Source organism: Streptomyces aurantiacus JA 4570, from assembly GCF_000414115.1.
In the GTDB taxonomy this organism is placed as follows: Bacteria; Actinomycetota; Actinomycetes; order Streptomycetales; family Streptomycetaceae; genus Streptomyces; species Streptomyces aurantiacus_A.
In genome coordinates, this window is sequence record NZ_AOPZ01000142.1 from 19,922 (window position 1) to 38,213 (window position 18,292).

General features: G+C 72.0%; 16 protein-coding genes. 8 read left to right on the forward strand and 8 right to left on the reverse strand.

Features of this window, described 5'->3' with window-relative positions; genetic code table 11:
- Positions 1 to 41: 41 nt before the first annotated feature.
- Positions 42 to 377 carry a hypothetical protein gene (locus STRAU_RS15815; protein ID WP_016641338.1) on the reverse strand — a complete coding sequence of 112 codons (336 nt, stop codon included), beginning with the start codon at positions 375 to 377 and terminating at the stop codon, positions 42 to 44.
- 266 nt (positions 378 to 643) lie between these two features.
- Here STRAU_RS15815 and STRAU_RS15830 point away from each other — a divergent pair, with 266 nt between their 5' ends.
- Complete coding sequence (locus STRAU_RS15830) at positions 644 to 3,064, forward strand: NACHT domain-containing protein (protein ID WP_016641339.1); 2,421 nt, start codon at positions 644 to 646, stop codon at positions 3,062 to 3,064.
- Here the strand turns inward: STRAU_RS15830 and STRAU_RS15835 are convergent.
- Entirely contained in the window at positions 3,061 to 3,276 is a 216-nt protein-coding gene (locus tag STRAU_RS15835) for a DUF397 domain-containing protein (protein ID WP_016641340.1), read from the reverse strand. The genes STRAU_RS15830 and STRAU_RS15835 overlap by 4 nt on opposite strands.
- Positions 3,277 to 3,280: 4 nt before the next feature.
- On the reverse strand, positions 3,281 to 4,162 hold the full coding sequence (locus STRAU_RS15840) for a helix-turn-helix domain-containing protein (RefSeq protein WP_016641341.1): 882 nt from the start codon (positions 4,160 to 4,162) through the stop codon (positions 3,281 to 3,283).
- A 176-nt stretch (positions 4,163 to 4,338) separates the two neighbouring features.
- On the opposite strand from STRAU_RS15840, the gene STRAU_RS15845 reads away from it, so the two are divergent.
- The gene (locus STRAU_RS15845) at positions 4,339 to 4,776 is read left to right on the forward strand and encodes an ATP-binding protein (RefSeq protein ID WP_052029104.1); all 438 of its coding nucleotides are present in this window, start codon (positions 4,339 to 4,341) and stop codon (positions 4,774 to 4,776) included.
- Positions 4,777 to 5,161: 385 nt separating this feature from the next.
- A complete protein-coding gene (locus STRAU_RS15850) occupies positions 5,162 to 5,854 on the forward strand; it encodes a DUF4232 domain-containing protein (RefSeq protein WP_016641343.1) in 693 nt (230 codons plus the stop codon).
- On the opposite strand, the gene STRAU_RS15855 is transcribed toward STRAU_RS15850, so the two are convergent.
- On the reverse strand, positions 5,808 to 6,830 hold the full coding sequence (locus STRAU_RS15855; RefSeq protein WP_016641344.1) for a winged helix-turn-helix domain-containing protein: 1,023 nt from the start codon (positions 6,828 to 6,830) through the stop codon (positions 5,808 to 5,810). The two genes, STRAU_RS15850 and STRAU_RS15855, sit on opposite strands and share 47 nt — an antisense overlap.
- Positions 6,831 to 7,008: 178 nt before the next feature.
- Here STRAU_RS15855 and STRAU_RS15860 point away from each other — a divergent pair, with 178 nt between their 5' ends.
- The gene (locus STRAU_RS15860) at positions 7,009 to 8,730 is read left to right on the forward strand and encodes a helix-turn-helix domain-containing protein (protein WP_016641345.1); all 1,722 of its coding nucleotides are present in this window, start codon (positions 7,009 to 7,011) and stop codon (positions 8,728 to 8,730) included.
- A 107-nt stretch (positions 8,731 to 8,837) separates the two neighbouring features.
- Here STRAU_RS15860 and STRAU_RS15865 read toward each other — a convergent pair whose 3' ends face one another.
- Positions 8,838 to 9,503 carry a TetR/AcrR family transcriptional regulator gene (locus STRAU_RS15865; protein ID WP_016641348.1) on the reverse strand — a complete coding sequence of 222 codons (666 nt, stop codon included), beginning with the start codon at positions 9,501 to 9,503 and terminating at the stop codon, positions 8,838 to 8,840.
- 162 nt (positions 9,504 to 9,665) lie between these two features.
- Here STRAU_RS15865 and STRAU_RS15870 point away from each other — a divergent pair, with 162 nt between their 5' ends.
- Positions 9,666 to 11,366, forward strand: a complete 1,701-nt coding sequence (locus STRAU_RS15870; RefSeq protein ID WP_037659765.1) for an MFS transporter — start codon at positions 9,666 to 9,668, stop codon at positions 11,364 to 11,366.
- Positions 11,367 to 11,484: 118 nt separating this feature from the next.
- Positions 11,485 to 11,970, forward strand: coding sequence for an HIT family protein (locus STRAU_RS15875; RefSeq protein ID WP_016641347.1), 486 nt, complete (start codon positions 11,485 to 11,487; stop codon positions 11,968 to 11,970).
- A gap of 158 nt (positions 11,971 to 12,128) precedes the next feature.
- Here STRAU_RS15875 and STRAU_RS15880 read toward each other — a convergent pair whose 3' ends face one another.
- On the reverse strand, positions 12,129 to 13,571 hold the full coding sequence (locus tag STRAU_RS15880; RefSeq protein WP_016641350.1) for a glycoside hydrolase family 16 protein: 1,443 nt from the start codon (positions 13,569 to 13,571) through the stop codon (positions 12,129 to 12,131).
- 182 nt (positions 13,572 to 13,753) lie between these two features.
- Here STRAU_RS15880 and STRAU_RS15885 point away from each other — a divergent pair, with 182 nt between their 5' ends.
- Positions 13,754 to 15,361 carry an AAA family ATPase gene (locus STRAU_RS15885; protein ID WP_016641351.1) on the forward strand — a complete coding sequence of 536 codons (1,608 nt, stop codon included), beginning with the start codon at positions 13,754 to 13,756 and terminating at the stop codon, positions 15,359 to 15,361.
- Positions 15,362 to 15,412: 51 nt separating this feature from the next.
- Here STRAU_RS15885 and STRAU_RS15890 read toward each other — a convergent pair whose 3' ends face one another.
- Together STRAU_RS15890 and STRAU_RS15895 are read right to left on the reverse strand one after the other, a co-directional pair.
- Positions 15,413 to 15,739, reverse strand: a complete 327-nt coding sequence (locus STRAU_RS15890; RefSeq protein WP_016641353.1) for a DMT family transporter — start codon at positions 15,737 to 15,739, stop codon at positions 15,413 to 15,415.
- The gene (locus tag STRAU_RS15895; protein WP_016641352.1) at positions 15,739 to 16,332 is read right to left on the reverse strand and encodes a TetR/AcrR family transcriptional regulator; all 594 of its coding nucleotides are present in this window, start codon (positions 16,330 to 16,332) and stop codon (positions 15,739 to 15,741) included. Before STRAU_RS15895 ends, STRAU_RS15890 begins: the two co-directional genes overlap by 1 nt.
- A 639-nt stretch (positions 16,333 to 16,971) precedes the next feature.
- Here STRAU_RS15895 and STRAU_RS15900 point away from each other — a divergent pair.
- Positions 16,972 to 18,192, forward strand: coding sequence for an aminotransferase class I/II-fold pyridoxal phosphate-dependent enzyme (locus STRAU_RS15900; protein ID WP_016641354.1), 1,221 nt, complete (start codon positions 16,972 to 16,974; stop codon positions 18,190 to 18,192).
- The last annotated feature ends 100 nt before the right edge of the window (positions 18,193 to 18,292 follow it).

Consider the following 18,292-nt stretch of genomic DNA (forward strand, 5'->3'; position numbering starts at 1 on the left):
GCGGTGTCGGTGCGTGCGATGGGCGTCGTCCGCCCGGCCGTCTAGTTGACGGCCTGGTTCAGCGCCCAGATCAGCCACAGGAGCACGGCCGCCGGCAGCACCACGGCCACCGTGCCGAGCGTGATGCCCATCCGCGCCCGGAAAGCATCGACGTCCCTGCGGCCCTGCACCCGGTGCAGCACAACCAGGCCGGAGACGACCGCACCGACCCCCGCGGGCGCGAGGCAGATCCACGGAAAGAAGCGGACCCACAACGGCCCCGGCACCTGCACCAGCAGCGGGAACACGACCATCGCGAGCGCGGCTACACCCAGCACCAGCGACGCCGTACCCCGCACCTGCGGCCGCGCCGCCACCCGTGCCTGCTCAACAGCCATGCTCGCAGGCTAGGCAGCCGTCCCGCGCACCGCCTGGGCACGCGTACCTAGATCCTCCTGAGTAGCCCTCAACTGGCTTAGGCGGGGCCCACGTCGGAAATCCGTACTGGTAGCTGGTAGCTGGTAGCTGGTAGCTGGTAGAGCTGGTAGCTGGTAGCTGGTAGCTGGTAGCGGTGGCAATCCCGAGCCCTGGTGCGGGTTCTGCTCCGTCATCCTTCCGGGCGGAACACGCCCGACCACTGCCGCCGCTCGGCATGCTGTGAGCCATGGACGTGGGGAGGCAGGGCGCCGCCGGTGGTTTCCGGTGGCTGTTCGGGGGCGGGGTGGCGGTCCTGCTGGCGGGGTGTGGCTGGGCCGCCGTGACCGTACGGCGGGACGGGCTCGAACCGCAGGACCTGGCCGGGGTGCTCGGGCTGCCGCTCGGTGTCCTCGGCATTCTCGTCGGCGCCGCAATCAGCCTCCGCGCGCTCCGGCTCCAGCAGGCCACCGATGCCCGCGCCGCCGCGCTCGACCAACTCGCCCGCGCCGTCCAGGACGTGGAGGTCGCCGAGCGCACCCACATGCTGGGCACCGGCGCCCACCTCATCGACCTTCCGGTGGACGTGACCCCACGTCCGGGCGGAGCCGAGCCGCCCGGACGACAGCGGCTCTCCGACGTGGCCGACTGGTACTCCGCCGCGCCCGGCCGACTCGTCGTGACCGGTGCGCCCGGCGCCGGGAAGACGGTCTTCGCGGTGCACCTCGTCGTGCGGCTGCTCGACGCCCGCGCGGCCACGGACCCGGTGCCGGTCCGGCTCGCCATCCGCGACCTGCCTCCGGCGCGCACCCGCCGCCGCTGGTGGGGCGGCCGCCGGACCGTCGGCGGCTTCGAGCACTGGCTCAAGGACAGCCTGGTCAAGGCGTACGAGGTGCCGGAGGTGGCTGCGGCGGATCTTGTGGCGCGGCGCCTTGTCGTGCCCGTACTCGACGGCCTCGACGAGATGGACCCCGAGGACGCGGAGCGGCCCGACCGCGCGAGCCGGGCCCTCGCCGAACTCAACGCCTACCAGTCCGTGGGTGGTAGCGCGCCCCTCGTACTTACCTGTCGGGGGAGCCGGTACGAGGAACTGTCCGCGTTCCACGCGTGGTTGCGGGAGGCGACGCTGCTGTGCGTCGGCGGCGTCGATGCCGAGCAGGCCCGCCGGTACGTCAACCTCCGGTCCGACGGGCGGACTTCTCCGATGGATGTCGTGGTCGACGCCATGCGGGACGAGGCGGCTGACGGGGCCATGGCCGAGGCGTTGAGTTCACCGTTCTACCTGGGGCTTGCGTTCGCCGTGTACGGGGAGTCTGCGGGGGCGGTGCCTCCTGCGGGTGGTGCGACGGCTGCCGAGATTCGGGAGGGGTTGCTCGCGGGTTACGTCCCGGCGGCGACGCGGGCCGCCAACGCGGCGGTGCGGCGGGCGAGGGCGAGCTTGAACGGGGACCGGACGGTGTGGGGGCGCCTGCGGGAGTACGAGGCGGGGCGGGTGCACCGATGGCTGGAGCGGATGGCGCGGGTGTCGGCGGAGTCCGACGGTGTGACGCTCGGCCGGCTGGTCGGGAAGACCGTGACCGCTGCCGCGTCGGTGATCGTGGCCCTGTCGGCTGCCGTGTGCGCGCTGTGCGTGGTGCCGGAGGCCGTCAGAGGACTGGTGCCCGAGGACTGGTGGGTGCACCGGGAAGGTCTGGCGGGGAGCCTTGCAATGGCGGGCCTTGCGGCGTGGGCCGCGGGCAATGTTCAGATGACCACGCTGTACGAGCAGACCCCGGTGGGGTCGTCGGAGCGCGTGCGGCAGCGGTACTCCCGGTGGCCGGAACGGCTGCGCAAGACTCTGTGGCGCGCCTTGTCGAAGGGGACCGTGCTGGTAGCGGTCATAGGCGTCTTCGTGCTGGGCGCGGCGACCCGGTTCACGGACGAGTACGCTGCCGTGCCCCAGTGGTGCTGGTACGTGCTGGGGGCCGTGCTCGTGTTGTGCGGGTGCGTGTACGTCGCGGCGGAACAGTCCTTCGTCGCGTACGCCGAACGGCTCGGCCTGGTCGTCAGCGTGGTGGTACCGCTGTTCATCTGGCCCATGGCGTGGGCCGTCGCGGACTTCCACCCCGTGCTGCAGGTGGTCTTTTTGGGCCCCTTCGGGGCCGTCGCCCTCCTGCTGAGACGTGGCGGCATCATGACGGGATTCGCCTTGGTGGGCGGGGCCGGTGCTTTCGCCCTCGGCTGGTCGCGCATGAGCTTGGCGCCGAGCGGCGGTTTCGAGTACGGCGCGGCGGTGGGGCTCGTCGCGTTCTACGTCCTCGCGTGTGTCTTTCTCGGCCCGGGCTCCGGGCCACGCGTTCTGGACGCCCGTGACCGCCTGCGCCGACGGACCGCGTGGCTGTTGCAGCCGGTCGGGTTCGGCCTCACGTTCCTCCTGGGCATGGCAGGCGAGGTCTGGCTGGGATTCGCTGCGATCGTCTTCGTCGCTGTCGTTTTCGTCGCCACCGAACTCACCAGCGGGCTGGTCGGCGGACTCACCGCCCTTGCCGGCGCCGCCCTCGGCCGCGTGCCCCCGCGCCCCGGTGCCTTCCTCGCCTGGGCGTACCACGCGGGCCTGCTCCGCGTGGTGGGCGGCGAGTATCAGTTCCGGCACCGGGAGCTTCAGGAGTGGCTGGACCGGAATTCTGGCTAGCGGAGCCCGGAGAGGAATGCCTTCCAGGCGGGTAGGCCGAGGGTCAGGGCAGGGCCTTGGGGGTTCTTGGAGTCGCGTATGCCGATGCCTCCGGCGGGGTGCGGGCTGAGGTCGGCGACCTCGACGCAACTGCTGGGCGTGCCGTCGCTGTATGACGACTTGCGCCACGCCCAGTCGGGGGCGAGGTCGGGCGCGTTGAAGCGAGCGTTCATGGGTTCACAGCTCTCGGTCTAGTCGGTGCAGAAACTCAGCGGTGTCCTCGGGTGGCAGAGCAGATGCGACCAGGGCGTCGAATCGGCGGGTGAAGCGGGCGACTTCGCGCGGCTTGTCCGAGGTGGAGACGGCGTTCCATGCGCTGTCGATCTGGACTCGGGGCGGAATCCGGTCTCCCAGGTCGAGGATCGCGAAGTCGTTGGTGGTGCGGTAGCCCCAGCGGAACGGCAGCACTTGGAGCGTGACGTGCTCCAGAGTCGCCACCTCCTCCAGCTTCGCGTACTGCTCGCGCATCGACGCGGCGCCTCCGACCGGATATCGCAGCGCAGCCTCGCCGAGGATGACGTGCAGCTTGACCGGGTTCTCGCGGGTCAGGATCTCCTGGCGTTTCATCCGTAGTTCCACGCTGCTTCGGACGATATCCGACGGCGTCTCCTCGACCGGCTTCTGCACTTCGTGCAGCGCGGTGGCGTAGTCCTCGGTCTGGAGGAGCCCGTGCACCAGAGTCGGGTGGTACGCCTTCATACTGCGGGCCTCGGGCTCAAGGCCGACGAACGCGGGCACCTCGGGCGGCATGGGACCCCGGTACTGCGTCAGCCAATCCTGCGTAGACGGCTCCCGGTTGAGGTTGATGAAGGACTCGATCACGGCCTCGTCCGTGACGCCGTACTTGCTCAGCAGCTTGCGCAAGTCGCCCACGTTACGGAAGTTGAGGGCGCCGGTCTCGATCCGTTGCAGCGAGGTCTCGGAGATCTTCAGCCCTTGGGCCGCCTGCTTCCGTGTGAGGCCGCCCCCGGTCTCGCCCTGCCCGCAGTTCTCGCGCAACTGCCTCAGCTGTAGCCCCAGTTCCAGGCGCTGACTGGTGCGCCCGCGCTTTGCCGCCATGCCGCCCGCTCTCATTGCGCTGTGTGCGTGAGTAGTTGCTGAGTGTCGAGTGTGGCACCCCCTGCTGCGCCCGCGCAGCCGCTTGCGCATATTCCGGCATAGTCCAATGTTCCCCCGCTGGATATTCAGTGGCCTTTCGATTGCAACCGAACGCGCAGGCCCGCAACCGTAGTTGCATGACAAGCAGCCCCATCGCGCCCCCCTCCCCAACCCTCCCCACCCACGACTGCTCCTCCAGCTACCCCATGACCCCGCAAGCCGCGCGCCTGGCGCGCCAACACACCCGCCGCAGGCTGACCTCCTGGCAGTGGCAGGGCGACATCGACGACGCCGTACTCGTCGTCTCCGAACTCGTCGCCAACGCCGCGCGCTACGGCAAGGTGGCGGGCCACCACGTAGGGCTACGGCTCGCCCTCACCGAGGACGGCGGCCTCCTCGTCGACGTATCCGACCCGGTCCTGGAGTTCCCCGGGTTCGGGACCGGCGTGTGGGCGGGGGGCGCACCCGGCGAGAGCGGGCGCGGGCTCCTCGTCGTACGCCGACTCGCCCTCCACGTGGGGTGGTTCCTGCGCGCGGAGCAGGGCAAAACGGTCCGTGCCCGGCTCCGGGGTTGAGGCCGGGGCTGAGGGCGAGTCCTCAGACGGCGGCGCGGGCGGACTCCGGGTACGCCCACTTCTGCCCATGGCGAGAGCATGCCGCCCGCGGTGGTCAAGATCCGCCGGGTTACGGGTCTGTCCCAGCGGACCGTGACCGCGCACGGGTGTGGAACGGTGACCGGAACCTCCGTCCCGGCCGGTCGACGGGGCGCGGCCGGACATGGTGCTCGTCGTGCCGGTCCGTGTATGTAACAGGAATGTCTTGGCGGGGAGTTGGGGGCAACGCGTCGCCTCGCTGGGCGGCTCTTGATGGTCGGCAACGCTCGCTCGTATCGACTCGTACTGGAACATATCGACTCGTACTTAGCGGCGGGCACCTCCCACCGAGACTGAGGAAGAAACGATGCGCGTTCGCAAGCTCACCTTCGCCGCCCTGGCAGTTGCCGCTGGTCTCTCGCTCACGGCGTGCAACGGCGATGACGACAAGGCACAGGGAGACTCGGCGTCGGAGTCCTCCGCGTCCTCCGCGTCTTCCTCGGGCGGTGGCTCGGGCTCGGGCGGTTCGGAGCAGGGTGGTTCGGAGGAGGGTGGCGGGAAGGGCACGGGCGGGAAGGGCACCGGCGGGCAGCAGCCGCCCGCCGCCGGGACCGGCTCCGACGAGAGCGGCCAGGCCGGCAAGTGCCGCACCGACGAGCTGGAGGTCACCGCGTCGGACAGCACCATCGACGGCGACACCGACGGCTCCGTCGCGGTGACGTTCAAGAACGGCGGCGGCCGGGACTGCGCCCTGTCCGGCTTCGCGGGCGTCGACCTGAAGACCAGCGAGGGGGATCTGTCCGCCGCGCGCACTGGCCAGGGCGCCGGCCTGATGACCCTGAAGGACGGCAAGTCGGTGTCCTTCAGCATCAGCTACCCGGTCAACGACTCGGGCGGCTCCGGCGTCCGCGTCACCGGCCTGGTCGTGACCCCGCCCGGCGAGACGAAGTCGGTCTCCCTCGAATGGCCGGGCGCCGCCACCCTGCCCGTCACCGACGGCTCCGGCTCCCCCGTCAAGGTCCACCCGATCGGCAGCGCCGGCCAGGGCGGGGCGAACTGACCCGTACACCGGCTTGCTGGGACGTGTCCTCCCGCAGCAGCGCCGACCCGAGCGGCGTCAGCACATGCCGCACCGCGTTGCTCTGCCGGACGCTGGCGACCAGGCCCGCGCCCCGCAGAACGGCGGCGTGTTCGCTCGCCGAGGAGAGGGAGACACCGGCGCGGCGCGCCAGTTCGGTGGTGGTGGGCTCGTCCCCGAGGGCCTGGAGCACGGCGGCCCGGGTGTGGCCGAGCAGCGGGGCGAGGCTCTGGTGCGGGCGCGGGGTGTCGTCGGCTCTCCGGGGGCGGGCCGGGTAGACGAGCGTCGGCGGCAGCGCGGGGTCCGCGAGGGCGACCGGGCCGCGGGCGAAGCAGGACGGCACCAGGAGCAGCCCCCGCCCCTCCAGGCGCAGGTCGCGGTCGACCGGGTACGCGACTTCGAGCACCGGCGGCCGCCACCGCATCGAGGGGCCGTACGTCCGCAGCATCGCCTCCGCGCCGCCCTGCCACAGCGCGTGCAGGCGCAGCGCGCGGTCGCTGTTCGCGCGACGGCTGATGCGGGGCCAGCTGGGGCCGAGTGTGCCGTGGTGGTACGTCCGTACGCAGCGGGCGAGCCGGCGCAGCGTCGCGGGTTCGCCGTCCGCCAGGGAACGGGTCCAGGACGGCAGGGTGTTGCGGCCGCCCAGGACGGTGAGCTCGGCGCGCAGCCGGGTGCGCGGCGTGCGCATCAGTGCCTCCAGGCCGTGCTCCACCCCTGCCGCCGACTCCGGCGGCGTGAGGAAGTCCGGGAAGTACCCGTGGCGCGGTACGAGCGGCAGGAGCATCCGGAGCGGGCCCTGCCCGGCGCCGTCCCTCGTACGGCGCCAGGCGGCCAGGGCCGGATCGGGGCTCTCGTCCCGCAGGCGGTGCAGACTCAGGACGGTCTCCCAGAGCGGGTCGGCTCCGTCCGAGACCCGGGTGCGGACGAGGTCCGCGGCGGTGAAATGAATGCGCAGCACGTGGCGATTCCCCCGTTGCTCTCGAGCGGTCGCCGATCCCCCGAACGGCGACACGGACGACGATCTCGGGGGGACGTGTCCCTGGCAAGCGGGCCGCGTCCCGCTGGGACGATGGGACGCCCGAAACGGCCCTGCCTGCTATCTTCTGCCGCTGTGGGACGGATTCGGGGGCGATCCAATGCGTGACAACCGCGAACTGGCCGATCTTTTACAGGAGTTGAAGGAGCGCAGCGGTCGCAGCTATACCGCTCTCGCGAGCCGCACGGGCCTGAGCCGCTCCTCGGTGCACCGCTACTGCCAGGGCCTGACCGTGCCCGCCAGCTTCGGCACGGTCGAGCGGATCGCGCGGGTGTGCGGGGCGGGGCAGGAGGAGCTGGACCGGCTGTACGGGGCGTGGGCGCGGGCGGAGGCGCAGGCGCGGGAGGCCGAGAAGGCGACGGCGGCGGACGGCGTCGAGGGGACTGCTCAAGTCGACGCCCAGGGGGAGGGCCGGGAGGAGCCCCGGCCTCCGTACGGGACGACCTGGTTCGCCAGGGCGATGCCTCCGGACCGGCGGCGTACGCTCCTGATCGCCGTGATCATCGCCGTCGCCCTCGTGAGCACCGTGACCTTCGACCGGCGGCCGGAGCCGGGCGGCCCGGGCGGCACGGGCGGTGGCGCCACGGTGAACGGCGGCACCGCGGACCGGTCGTCCGGCCAGCGGCTGGACGGCCCGTACTGGGCCCTGGCGCCCGAGCCGCTCGACCGCGAGTTCTTCGGCGTCACGATGAACACCGACACCGGCCTCATGCCGGGCTTCGACGTCGGTGGCGTCCGCTTCTGGGAGAGCGAGACCCGCTGGGCCCAAGTCGAGCCGGAGCGGGGCAAGTTCGACTGGGAGATCCTGGAGCGTTCGGTGAGAGGCGCCGAACGCAAGCGCCTGCCCGTCGTGTTCGTCTTCGGCGGCACTCCCGGCTGGGCGGCTCCCGGCGGCCCGAAGACGCCGTACCCGGACGACTCGCGCGCCGCACCCCCCGACGACCTGGCCGACTGGGACCGCTTCGTCAAGGCGGTCGCCACCCGCTACCGCTCCCGGATCGGGGCGTACGAACTCTGGGACAGCGTGGGGGCCGCCTCTCACTACGACGGGAAGATGTCCACCCTGGTAGAGATGGTGCGCAGGGCCGATCTCGTCATCGAGCGTGCCGACCCGGACGCGAAGGTGGCATGCCCCTCCTTCGGCAAGCTGTGGGAGCCCGAAGGCAGGGCGCTGCTTGAGGAGTTCGTACGTTCCGGCGGATACGAGTACTGCGATGCCGCGGCGCTCAAACTGCACCCGCGCCGGGCCGACGGCCCACCCGAGGACATCATCGAACTCGCCGTGAAGGTCGAGGACGTCTTCCGCGATCACAACGTGGCCCACCGCGTGTGGAACACCGGCCCGGGTGCGGAGATCGACGACGGTGCCCGGCTGTCCGACCGGCGCGCCAACGACTATGCCGTGCGCTTCTATCTGGTCGGCCTCTACCTCCGGAAGTCGAACGTCGACCGGATGTACTTCTACTCCTGGGGCAGCCGGGGTGTGCCGCTGATCGTCCAGCCCGTGGGCGGCGCGCCCACGGAGGCGGGCCGCCGCATCGGGCGGCTGCACGGCTGGCTCGCGGACCGGCGGGTCGCCTCCTGCGGGAAGGGGCGGGGCGTGGGCCTGCCGGACGGCGTCTTCGAGTGCGTCTTCCGGCGCGGCCAGGACGGCGAGGGCCCCTGGTCGGCGGTTCGGTGGACCCAACGCGGCCGGGCGGACGGCCGGTTGGGCAAGGGCGCGTATCTGCTGCGCCGGATGGACGGCGGCAGTGAGCGGGTGCGGCCGGGGGAGCGGGTGGAGTACGGGGAGACGCCGGTGCTCGTGGAGTACCGGGCGTGAACGGGCCGGGCGCCGGCGCTTCCCGCGAGGTCGGCCCGCCGGTCGTCCCGGTCGTCCCGGTTGTCCCGGTCGGCCCCCCGGACTTCTCGGGTGCCCGCCGACTCCCCTCAGGCGACCCGCGCCGCCGCGACCTCGGCCACCAGATCGGTCGCCTCCGAGGGAGGCATCCCCGCCGAGCACAAGAACGTGATCGCGGCGGACCTGCCTCCCTCCTCCGCCTCCAGGACGCCGTCGTTCACGGCCGCCATCAGGCCGAACATGATGTTCTCCAGGGCGTAGACGAGGGCGCGCGCGGGCAGCGGCGAGACGAACCTGCCTGAATCCAGGGCGCGTTGGAGCATCTCGGTGCCCGCCGCGTGCACCGGTGCGAGGCGCTCGCGGATGCCCTCCATCGTGACGGCGCGCTGCGCGAGGGAGAGCAGCAGGCGGTAGCGGTCGGTGACGTGCCAGACGCCGAGCATCGCGGCGGTGACGGCGCGCGGCGGGTCGTCGACGCCGGAGTAGGCCGCGTAGGCCGCGGAGTGCGCGGCCGTCACCGCCGCGACGGCCTCGTCGAGGATCGCGCTCACCAGCGCCTCGCGGCTCGGGAAGTGGCCGTACACGGTCCGGCGTACGACGCCCGCGGCGCGCGCGATCTGGTCCATGGACGCGTCCGGGTCCCGGGTCAGCTCGGCGAAGGCGACGTCGAGGATGCGGCGGCGGTTGGCGTCGGCGCGGGTCGTCGCGGCGGTCGCGGCGGTCGCCGGCGGCTGCGTCGGCTTCGTACGGCTCATGAGGGCATTCTGCCGCCCACACCCGCAATTGCACATCGATGTGCAAGACGGCCGGTCGTCGAGTACATTGCACAGTGCCGTGCAATTGCACAACGCTGTGCAAGATCGAACTCGTGCGACGCGTACGTCCCGTAGGGGGCGGAATCCCAAGGGGTGGACCCGATGCCTTTGCTGATCAAGGAGCCGGTCGAGCGGATGGACCGGCCCTATGCCCGCCGCTGGTGGGCGCTGGCCGTCCTGTGCCTGAGCCTGCTGATCGCCGTCATGGCGAACACCGCGCTCACCGTGGCGGCCCCCGACATGACCCGCGACCTCGACCTCTCCAGCTCCGACCTGCAGTGGGTCATCGACGCGTACACCGTTCCGTACGCCGCGCTGATGCTGCTGCTCGGCGCGATCGGCGACAAGTACAGCCGCCGTGGGGCGCTCGTGCTCGGGCTCGTCGTGCTCAGCGCGGGCGCGGGGGCCGGCGCGCTGTCCGACAGTTCGACGGCCGTCATCGTCTCGCGCGCGGTGATGGGCGTGGGCGCGGCCATGGTGATGCCCGCGACGCTGTCGCTGCTCGCCGCGACCTTCCCGCGCGAGGAGCGGGCCAAGGCGATCACCCTGTGGGCGGCGACGTCCGGCATCGCGATCGCGGCGGGACCGCTGATCGCGGGCGCGCTCCTGGAGGACTACGGCTGGGCGTCGACGTTCCTCATCGACATTCCCGTGGCGGTGCTCGCGATCGTCGGCGCGTTCGTCCTCGTGCCGCCGTCGAAGGCGGCCGACCCGGGCCGGATCGACTACGTCGGCGGGCTGCTCTCCGTCGTCTGGGTCGGCGCGCTGATCTACATGATCATCGAGGGGCCCGGTTTCGGCTGGGGCGCGAGCGCGGTGACGGCGGCGGTGATCGCCGGGGTGGGGCTGGTCCTGTTCGTCGTCTGGGAGCTGCGGCATCCGCGTCCCGTCCTTGACGTACGGAAGTTCGCCGAGCGCGGCTTCTCGGGCTCGAACCTCGCCGTGGCGCTGTTCTTCGTGGCCGTCTTCGGCGCCTTCTACTACCTGACCCAGCACCTCCAGTTCGTCCTGGACTACGACCCGCTGGAGACGGGCGTGCGGATGCTGCCGCTGGCCGGGGCCGTGTTCGTCGGCTCGGCGCTCACCGGTGTGCTCACGCCGCGGCTCGGCGCGAAGGTCATGGTGACGGCGGGCATGGTGGGCGGCACGACGGCGCTCGCGCTGCTGACGGGGACGTCCGCGGAGTCCACGTACACGGACTTCGTCGCGCCCCTGGTCATCCTCGGCCTGTCGCTCGGCTTCGCGGTCTCGCCGTGCACGGACGCGATCATGGGGGCGTTCCCCGAGTCGGAGCTGGGCGTCGGCGGCGCCGTCAACGACACCTCCCTGGAGCTCGGCGGCTCCCTCGGCATCGCGGTGCTCGGGTCGATCCTGGCGAGCTCGTACTCCTCCGGCCTCGCGGACGAGACGGCGGGCAGCAAGCTCCCGGCCTCCGCCCTCGAACAGGCCCAGGACTCCGTCGGCGCGGGCGGCGGCGTGGCCCAGGCGATCGCCGGCCAGGCCCGCCAGCTCGCCGAACGCGCCGCCGCCCCCGGCACATCCCCGGAGAAGGCGGCCCAGCTGAAGGCCCAGGCGAACGAACTCGCCCAGGGCGCCGACCAGATGAAGCACGCGGTCAGCTCGTCCTTCTCGGACGCGGTGGCCCACACGAGCCTGGTGGGCGCGGTGATCCTCGGAGTGGGGACGGTGCTGGTGGCCCTGCTGCTTCCGCGCAAGAAGCACCAGCACCCGGGCCCGGCCGCGCCCAGGTCCACGTCCGCCGCACCCGACCCCGCGAAGGAGCCGACGGCGACGGTCGGTTAGGGGCGAGGGCGTTTTTCGGCCCCGCGGCCGACCAATCGGCCGCGGGCCTGACCCGCCGGCGCCGCGGCTGCGTCCACTTGTTCGTGAACGGTGAGTCGAAGCCCTGCCGGGCGGACACGTGACGAGCACGGCGGCGACGACGCCGCCGTGCTCGGCCTGTGGCCTCACGGACGGCTCCGTGCCCCTGCCGGGCGGCGCCGTGCTGCGGACCGCGCACTGGGTCGTCGAGCACTGCGTGGGCCCGCTGGGCGTCGGCACGTTCGTCGTCAAGCCGCTGCGGCACGTGACCGGCGTACACGAACTGTCCACCGCCGAGGCGTCCGGGCTCGGGCCGCTGCTCGTGCGGGTGGCGGACGCCGTGCGTGCCGTCGTCGACGACTGCGAGCAGGTGTACGTCTGCCTGTGGTCGCACGCGGGGCGGGTGCCCGGACACATCCACTTCGTGGTCCAGCCCGCCCGCACCGGCGACCTGGACCGGCATGCCGCGCACGGCCCCGCGCTCCAGGCGGCGATGTTCGCCGAGGGCACGGTGCCGGATCCGGAGGCGGTGGACGAGGTCTGCGGGCGGATGCGCCGGGAGCTCTCGTCCGCGTCGAAGCGCTGACCCTGGTAGTGGGCCGTGTTCGTCACCCGGCCGTGAACAGGGCCGTGGCACCGTAGGCGCGGATGCGGGCGGGGCCCACCCGGTCCATGGCCGAGTGGGCGAGGTTGCTGGACGCCACCGCCGGCGTACCCGCTTTCCGGCGCAACCGCCGGGTGCCGCTACCGCGCGGCGCCCGGCCCGTACGGGATGCGTACGACCGACTGGTTGCCGGTCCCGATCGTGCTCGGGCCGTTGCCGATGGCATTCCAGACCTCGACCCGTACCGTGCCGCCGGTCATCGCGCCGTGCGAACCGGTCGCCGACTTCAGGCCCCTGGCCTGGGTGTAGCGCTCGTAGCCCGGCACGGGGTCGGTCGCGAAGTACTGGTACGTCTCCGTGCGCTCCCACGAGCCGTCACCCGTGCGGTCGTAACTCACCCGCACCTGCTGCCCGTTGGCGACCGACGTGCCCGCGTCGACGAGCAGGTCGAACTCCGTCGAGCCGCCGCTGTACGTGCCGTCGACCCCGGTCGCCGTGAAGGTCTGCGGGCTGTGCGGGGTGCCGTCGTGGTTGGCGCCGCCCGCCGAGGCGAGCGTGGTGGCCGCCGCGGAGCCCGCGGCCGGGCCGAGCGTGCCGCCCTGGCGCAGGTGCAGCGACGACGGCGTGCCGGGCCCGGGGTCGCCGCCACCGCCGCCCCGCGTCCACACCGCGACGTAGTCGACGGCCATCGCCCGCCCGGGCACGGTGGCCGCCACCGGGGTGGCCCGCCCGGCGACCCCGTCCGGGAACGCGCCGCCCATCGCCACGTTCAGGAGGATGAAGTAGCCCGCGTGGTTCGTCATGTTGTTCCACGCCTCCGCGCCCACCCGGTTCTGGTCGACGCTGTGGTACAGCTGCCCGTCGACGTACCAGCGAAGGACGTTGGGGCTCGCCGCCCGGTCCCATTCGAAGCGGTACGTGTGGAAGGCGGACTGGCACGAGGCGCCGGGGCAGGCGCGGCTCGCGCCGATGCCGTTGGTCTCGTTGCAGGGGCCCCCGGGGTTCACGCCGCAATGCAGCACGCCCCAGACCGAGTTGATGCCGTTGACGTTCTCCATGACGTCGAACTCGCCGATGCCCGGCCAGTTCCAGTAGTTGCCGCGGTAGGGCGCGCCGAGCGCCCAGAAGGCGGGCCAGTAGCCGAGCGCCTGCTCACCGGTGACGTTCGGCATCTGGATGCGGCCCTCGATGGCGAGGGTGCCGCCGGCCGGGGCCTTGAAGTCCGCGCGCTTGGTCTCGATGCGGCCCGAGGTCCAGTTCCCCGCGCCGTCGCGGAGTGGCGTGATGCGCAGGTTTCCGTTGCCGTCGAGGCTCAGGTTGTCGGGGGACGAGGTGTAGTTCTGGATCTCCCCGGTGCCCCAATTCCCCGGGCCTCCCGGGTAGTTGTGGCCGGTGTCGATCTGCCAGTTCGAGGCGGAGGGCAGCGAGCGGGCGGGGCCGTTGAAGTCGTCGCTCCACTGCAGGGTCCAGCCGGGCGCCGGGGGCACGTCGCCCCGGGCCTCGCCGGGCGCCATCAGTGCGGCCATCAGGCCGACGGCAGCGAGTCCGGCGAGGAGGGGGGTGCGGCGGGTGATGGTGCTCATGGTGCACCTCCGTGCGAGGGACGGGGTGAACGGGGCGAAACGGTGAGAGCGCTCTCAGAGTTTTGTAGTTGTGGACGGGGCGACCGTCAATGGCTGTACGCCGTCAACTTCCCGAATGCGGAGGGGTGTCGGCAATCCAGTTGCACGCCACCCCCGCCGCCACTCACGCTGAGAGGCCGGAAGTGCCGGGCCGCCCGACCAGCGGCAGCGCCTACGAGGAGTGGACGACCATGGACCAGGGGGACAAGGTGACGGAGATCGCGGCGGGGCGGGCGTCCGACGGTGAGGGCGCCGAGCCGGAGCGCGTGAGCCGGCTCTTCGAGGAGTTCCTGGAGGCGGTCGCCCGCCCGCCCCGCAGCGACGGCGCCGACCGGGACCTCACCGCGCGCCTGCGCGACCACCTCGGCACGGAGCCCGGCGACGCCCCGGTGGTCAAGGCCACGTACGCGGCGTACGACCACCCGAACGTCCACCTCGCCCTGGAGCGCTGGTTCACCGCCGAGTCCCGCTCGTACGAACTGATCGGCATGACGGGATCCGACCACCGCAACCACTACGCGCTCTCGGAGATCATCGAATCCGCCGACCGCTACGACAAGTTCGTCATCGGCGCCGTCGACTACACCAACCTGCCGATCTCGCCGGACGCCGAACTCGCCTGCGTGTCCTTCGGGTTCTACCTCGGCACGGAGCGCACCGCCGCCGGCGGCGAGGAGCGCTGCGTCGTCCTGCTGCGCGGCACCAGCGAGGACTTCGGCCGCGAGAAGATCCAGGTCGAGGTGCTCGCCGCGTCCCGCGACACCGCCCGGCGGCTGCTCGCCGGAATCGACGCGTTCCGGCGCGAGCACAACATCTACCGCGGCCAGGTCCTGTCCTTCGAGGGCGACGCCTTCGGCGAGGGGCTCGGCCCGTTCCGCTTCCACCGCCGCCCGGGCCTGACCCGCGACGGCATCGTGCTCCCCGACGGCCTGCTCGACCGGGTCGAGCGGCAGGTCGTGGGCGTCGCCCGGCAGCGCGAGCGGCTGCGCGCGGCGGGCCAGCACCTGCGCCGCGGACTGCTCCTGTACGGCCCGCCCGGCACCGGCAAGACGCACACGATCCGCTACCTCCTCTCGGACCTGCCGGACTTCACCGTCGTCCTGCTGTCCGGCACGACCATCGACGCCATCGGCCCGGCCTGCGCCCTCGCGCGGATGCTCCAGCCCGCCCTCGTCGTCCTGGAGGACTGCGACCTCATCGCGGAGTCCCGGGACTACGGCGGCGGCGAACAGCCCCTGCTCTTCCAGGTGTTGAACGAGATGGACGGCCTCGGTGACGACGCCGACGTGGCGTTTCTGCTCACCACCAACCGCGCCGACCTCCTGGAACCCGCCCTCGCCCAGCGTCCCGGCCGCGTCGACCTCGCCGTCGAGATCCCGCTGCCCGACGCGGCGGGACGGCGCCGCCTCCTCGATCTGTACGGCGGCGGGCTCGGCCTCGGCGAGGAGGTCACGGAGGAGATCGTCGAGCGCACGGAGGGGACGACGGCGTCGTTCGCGAAGGAGCTGGTGCGGCGCGCCGTCCTCATCGCCGCCGAACGCGACGCGGACACCGCCGCCCAGGACATCCGCGAGGCGGTCGACGAACTCCTCTCGGACCGCGACCAGTTGACGCGGCGGCTGCTCGGAGTGCGGGGGGACGAGGAGGACCCCGACGACCTGGAGGACGAGTTCGACGAGGAGGGCCCGGGGCGCCTCGGTGAGAACGGCGGCGGATTCTTCACGACGGCGTCGTACCGCCCGCTGCGGTGAGGTGACGGCCGCGGGCGCCCGGTTGGTGCGAGGCCGGGCGTGCCTGGACCGTCAGTGCTCCAGGCCCCCGCCGACGTACATGACCGCCACGCCCGCGACGATGAGCAGCGCGCCCGCGACCGTCGCGAGCCGGACGTTCTCGTCGAACAGGAGCACGCCGCCGGCCAGTGCGCCGACGGTGCCGAGCCCGGACCACACCGCGTACACGGGCCCGACGTGCAGGGTCTTGAGGGCCTGCGCTAGCAGCACGAACGCGGCGGCGTAGCCCACGACCACCAGGATGCTCGGGCCGAGACGGGTCAGGCCGTGCGAGGCGCGCAGCGAGAGCGTGGCCGCGATCTCGGAGACTATGGCCCCGGCCACCAGGACGAAGCCCATCAGGCCGACTCCTTCGGCTGTCCGCCGGTGTGCCGTTCGTCCGTCTGTCCGCCCGTCTGTCCGTCCGCCTGTCGCTCGGTCAAGTCGCTGAGCAGGCGGCGCAGTTGGCGGTGCTGTTCGCCCTTGGGGTCGGCGAGGCCGAGGAGGCGGGCGGTCCACCAGCCGTCTACGGCCATGCGGACGAGGGTGGCGACGCCGGGCGGCAGGCCGTCCCGCTCCAGGCGTTCCTGCCAGGCGCGATACCGCTCCTGGAGGATGTCGAGCACCTCCGGGCCGTTGGCCGCCGCGAGGAGGGCGACGGGGACCGAGTCGGAGGGCGTGGCCTCGTCCTCGGGGGCCTCGGGCGGGATCGAGGCGTCGAGCCAGGCGCGGGCGTAGGCGCCCGGTGGCGCGTCCGGGCCGGGCAGCACCGCCTCGAAGCGGTCCGCCAGGCGCTCGACCACGCCCTGCACGAGGGCCTGTCTGGTCGGGAAGTGGTACAGCAGGCCGCCCTTGCTCACGCCGGCCTCGGCCGCCACCGCGTCCAGGCGGATGGCGTCGACGCCCTGCTTGACCAGGAGTCTCTCGGCCGCGTTCAGGAGCCGGTTGCGCACGCTTCACACCGTCTTTCGGTCGTCGCCGTTATGTGATCCCTATTTTTTGATCTTTACGTTCTGATCTTTATGTCACGGAGGCTTTCAGAGTTTCCGACCGTCTGGACGGTCGAATGCAGGCTAGCATGGCTCTTGACAGCGCGTGGCGGGCATTCCTGGGGGGTGCCGACGATGCGGAAGGGTTAATTCTGCATTTCGCCGCACGGCTTACGTCAAGAGATTGGTTGACGCTTTCGTCGAAAGTTGTCTAAAGTCGCTGCCTGGCTGATTCGGTCGACGAATCCCAGCCGGAACTGATCATCAATCGGGGGCTGCATGTTCGAGTCATCTGCGTATTAACTCTCTGTGTTCGCCGGTCGGCGGGGGCTCTGCGCGCCCGCTGCCCGCGGGCTTCACGCTGCCCGCAGGGCCCGGTATCCACCCAGGTCAAAGGCGACCTTTTCCGGTCCGCGGCGACCGTCGCGGACTCTGCACCGGTTTCGCTCCCATGCTCCGGACGTGCGCTTCGGCGGCGCTCGCTCCTGCCCGTCACCAGGGGAATCCGGCGGCATGCAAAGTCCTGCGCGCATCCCGGAACACGGGCTGCTCACACGTGTCCATTTCTTTACGGGAAGCGCCTGAATTCACAGAGGGAAATAAATGTTCAATGCATCGGAACCGCCCGACCTCTTTTCCCGGTTCGCGGGCTATACCGCGGCATCCGACCTGATGAAGGCCGGTCTCTACCCCTACTTCCTGCCGCTGGCCGGGCAGGAGGGCGCGACCGTGCGCAGGAGCGGACGGGAACTGATCATGTGCGGCTCGAACAATTACCTGGGCCTCACCGCGGACCCGCGCGTCCACGCCGCCGCCCGCGGCGCACTGGAGCGGTACGGCAGCTCGAGCACCGGCTCCCGCTTCCTGAACGGCAACACCGACCTGCACGAGGAACTGGAGACCGAGCTCGCCGACTTCCTCGGCAAGCCCGCCGCCGTCGTCCTGTCCACCGGCTACCAGGCCAACCTCGGCGCCCTCGCCGGACTCCTCACGCCCCGCGACTACGCGGTCGTCGACCGGGACGCGCACGCCTCCCTCGTCGACGGCGTCCGGCTCAGCGGCGCCAAGCTGCGCCGATTCCCGCACAACGACGCCGAGGGCCTGCGGCGGACCCTGGAGCAACTGCCCGACGACGCCGCCCGGCTCGTGATCGTCGACGGGGTCTACTCGATGGAGGGAGACATCTGCGACCTGCCGGCCATCACCGCGGTCTGCGCCCGGTACGGCGCCCGGCTCCTCGTCGACGACGCCCACGGTCTCGGTGTCCTCGCGGGCGGGCGCGGCACCACCGCCCACTTCGGCCTCACCGACCAGGTCGACCTGATCACCGTCACCTTCAGCAAGTCCCTCGCCTCGCTCGGCGGCGCGGTCGCCGGCAGCGAGGAGGCCGTCCACTACCTCAAGCACAAGGCCCGCAGCCTGATGTTCAGCGCCTCGATGACCCCGGCCAGCACCGCAGCCGCGCTCACCGCCCTGCGCATCCTGCGCGCCGAGCCCCACCTCACCACGGACGTGCGCGCCAAGGCCGACCACGTGCGGCGCGGGCTCGTCGAGGCCGGTGTCGGCACCGGCGAGAGCACCACGCCGATCATCCCCGTCCCGGTGCCCGACGCCCAGGGCACCCTCGCCATCTGGGAACGCCTGATCCGCGCGGGCGTCTACGTCAACCCGGTTCTCCCGCCCGCCGCCACGCCCAGGCTGCGCACCAGCTACATGGCCACCCACACGCTCGACCAGCTCGACCGCGTCGTCGAAGTGCTCGGGTCGGAACCGGAGTTGCGGCTCGCCGCGGAGCACGCCGGGTCGACGGTGAGCGCGGCATGAACGCCCCGTCCGCCGGGGCGGATCCAGGCGGCGCGCGGCTCGCCCTCGTGGCGGCGGCGGGTGCGGCCGGGGTGTCCGCCGCGGCCTGCCTCGCCCCGGC

What these genes read in the sequence shown, in the direction of transcription:
- STRAU_RS15870 (WP_037659765.1), top strand. Translation starts at nt 9,666, where the DNA reads ATGCCTTTGCTGATCAAGGAGCCGGTCGAGCGGATGGACCGGCCCTAT.
- STRAU_RS15830 (WP_016641339.1), top strand. Translation starts at nt 644, where the DNA reads ATGGACGTGGGGAGGCAGGGCGCCGCCGGTGGTTTCCGGTGGCTGTTC.
- STRAU_RS15860 (WP_016641345.1), top strand. Translation starts at nt 7,009, where the DNA reads ATGCGTGACAACCGCGAACTGGCCGATCTTTTACAGGAGTTGAAGGAG.
- STRAU_RS15835 (WP_016641340.1), bottom strand. Translation starts at nt 3,276, where the DNA reads ATGAACGCTCGCTTCAACGCGCCCGACCTCGCCCCCGACTGGGCGTGG.
- STRAU_RS15840 (WP_016641341.1), bottom strand. Translation starts at nt 4,162, where the DNA reads ATGGCGGCAAAGCGCGGGCGCACCAGTCAGCGCCTGGAACTGGGGCTA.
- STRAU_RS15845 (WP_052029104.1), top strand. Translation starts at nt 4,339, where the DNA reads ATGACAAGCAGCCCCATCGCGCCCCCCTCCCCAACCCTCCCCACCCAC.
- STRAU_RS15900 (WP_016641354.1), top strand. Translation starts at nt 16,972, where the DNA reads ATGTTCAATGCATCGGAACCGCCCGACCTCTTTTCCCGGTTCGCGGGC.
- STRAU_RS15865 (WP_016641348.1), bottom strand. Translation starts at nt 9,503, where the DNA reads ATGAGCCGTACGAAGCCGACGCAGCCGCCGGCGACCGCCGCGACCGCC.
- STRAU_RS15815 (WP_016641338.1), bottom strand. Translation starts at nt 377, where the DNA reads ATGGCTGTTGAGCAGGCACGGGTGGCGGCGCGGCCGCAGGTGCGGGGT.
- STRAU_RS15890 (WP_016641353.1), bottom strand. Translation starts at nt 15,739, where the DNA reads ATGGGCTTCGTCCTGGTGGCCGGGGCCATAGTCTCCGAGATCGCGGCC.
- STRAU_RS15850 (WP_016641343.1), top strand. Translation starts at nt 5,162, where the DNA reads ATGCGCGTTCGCAAGCTCACCTTCGCCGCCCTGGCAGTTGCCGCTGGT.
- STRAU_RS15880 (WP_016641350.1), bottom strand. Translation starts at nt 13,571, where the DNA reads ATGAGCACCATCACCCGCCGCACCCCCCTCCTCGCCGGACTCGCTGCC.